A 2,208-nucleotide genomic window follows, 5' to 3' on the forward strand; every position below is an offset into this window, starting at 1 on the left:
ATCCGCACTTCCTCGTGATGAAAAAGAAGGGTATGCCGAATAAAGTTGAAGAATTCCAGCGTGTTGGATGTGATTCCGGGGGAACGTGACCGATGATTCCGGCAACGTGACCAGCGATTCCGGAAAATTGCCCAAAATCGGTCACGATAAAACGGAATGCGCGGTCACCATCATCCAGAATAGGCGGTCACGTTCAAACGGAATGGGCGGTCACGATAGGGCGGAATATGCATTGGGGGAGCAAACTGAATGACAAGCCTGCCGATAGGCGGGAGATCACGCCCCGTGAACCTGGGAATAACAACGTGTTCATTGCGCCCTTCTGGGCTATCTCTATTTGGCATTTAAATCTACCTCATTGTTATTGTACTGATCTATTATCTGGCTCAGTAAAATACCGAACCGACTGCCGAGACATGCACAAATAAACCTTTAGCTCATATGCTTTACTATTCCTGAGACACATTCCTCAAGAATCAGCTTTCCCTTCTCCTCAGTTGCTTTTAGAGGGGATGACAATGTGCCAGAAGGTGCAACCCAAGTCGGGTCGGACGGAAAAACGTCGTAAGGCGGGAATTTTGCTGGCTCAACGTCGACTGCCTTGGACATATCAACCAGCTCTGGATGAATCCTTAACATAATTGAGGTTTCCAGAACCCCTCCATGCTCAACGGCCCAACCAGAAAAGCCATCGGGAAAGACTTGTGCAATGGTATCTTCACTAATGAAATCCCAATATGACAGCAGATAAATCTTTATGGTTATACCTTCCACCGCGCATTTTTTGACCAGCTTGTCAGCAGCTTCACAAAGGTGCATGGAGTTTTCGAAGTGGCCATTGATCAGGATAAATTCATGGTTACCGTGACCGACATAGGCCTGAAGCACATCAAAGACATAATTTTCTAGTGCGCTACCGGTAACGCAGGTTGTTCCCGGAAAGAAGTTACCTCCACCTGACTTTACTTGTGATTTATAACCATAGCTGATCGCAGGTGCCACTAGCATATTGCCAGCTTTTTCGGCCACTTTTTCGGCAATATAGCTGGGGATCAGGACGTCCGGATTGAGTGACATGTGAGGGCCGTGCTGCTCTATTGCACCAATCGGAAGGATAATCTTACACGCCCCCTTTTTGGTGAGTTCATGGTAGGAAACCCAGTCCATGTTCTCTATTTTTACGTCTTTCATTTTGCCTCTCCAAGTACAGAACGGTTTCTAAAATCTCAAATACTCTGTGCGTTACCACCACCTACCTGACAGAAAAAGGGGGACAATCCCCCCTTTTGTTTGACTGTTTACTTGACGATGTTGTGCTCCGGGCCATAAGGGAAGCCGGTAATGTTCTCGGCCCCATGCTCGTTGACCACCAAGATATCGTGTTCACGGTATCCGCCAGCTCCCGGACGCCCTTCTGGTACCGTGATCATCGGCTCCATGGAAACCACCATGTTGGGTTCGAGCACCGTCTCGATATCTTCTCGTAGTTCGAGGCCTGCTTCTCGGCCATAGTAGTGGCTGAGGGTGCCGAAGGAGTGGCCGTAGCCGAAAGTACGGTATTGAAGTAGATCGTGCTTGGCGAAGATTTCATTGAGCTCATGAGCAATATCACAGCAACGTACACCGGGTTTGATCAGCTCTTGACCACGGCGGTGAACTTCGCAGTTAGCTTGCCAGAGACGCAGATGCTCATCGGAGGCATACTCGGAGAACAGTGTTCGCTCTAGTGCGGTATAATAGCCTGATATCATTGGGAAGGTGTTCAGGCTAAGGATATCACCCGGTTGTACGCGGCGGCTGGTCACGGGGTTATGTGCACCGTCAGTGTTGATACCCGATTGGAACCAAACCCAGGTATCCATCAGCTCACTATGCGGGTAGGTCTTGGCGATTTCGCGTACCATGGCAGCCTGTCCCGCCAGCGCAACCTCATACTCCGGAACCCCGGCCGAAATGGCATCACGAACGGCCACACCGCCCACGTCGGCGATGCGGGCACCCTGACGAATCAGCGCGATCTCTTCAGCGGACTTGATCATGCGCATTTTCATGGTGGGGACGCCGATATCGACTAACTTCACCCTGAATCCGTGAAGCCGGCGCCGACACTTTCCCTATCACCGCCAGCGAGCACTTTTTGATCATTCGCCCCGTGCAAGTTGGCTTTCGCAAGCCCGTTATTGCCAAAACCCACCGTGCTGATCGGTG

The 2,208-nt window shown here is 50.6% G+C and carries 2 protein-coding genes; both read right to left on the reverse strand.

What is annotated here, in order from left to right:
* Window positions 1–432 precede the first annotated feature (432 nt).
* Window positions 433–1,191 carry a creatininase gene (locus NH344_RS18060; RefSeq protein WP_253028282.1) on the reverse strand — a complete coding sequence of 253 codons (759 nt, stop codon included), beginning with the start codon at window positions 1,189–1,191 and terminating at the stop codon, window positions 433–435.
* A 107-nt stretch (window positions 1,192–1,298) separates the two neighbouring features.
* On the reverse strand, window positions 1,299–2,081 hold the full coding sequence (locus NH344_RS18065; protein ID WP_253028283.1) for a M24 family metallopeptidase: 783 nt from the start codon (window positions 2,079–2,081) through the stop codon (window positions 1,299–1,301).
* Window positions 2,082–2,208: the final 127 nt, after the last annotated feature.

Source organism: Halomonas sp. Ps84H-12 (assembly GCF_024124725.1).
GTDB classification, from domain to species: domain Bacteria; phylum Pseudomonadota; class Gammaproteobacteria; order Pseudomonadales; family Halomonadaceae; genus Vreelandella; species Vreelandella aquamarina.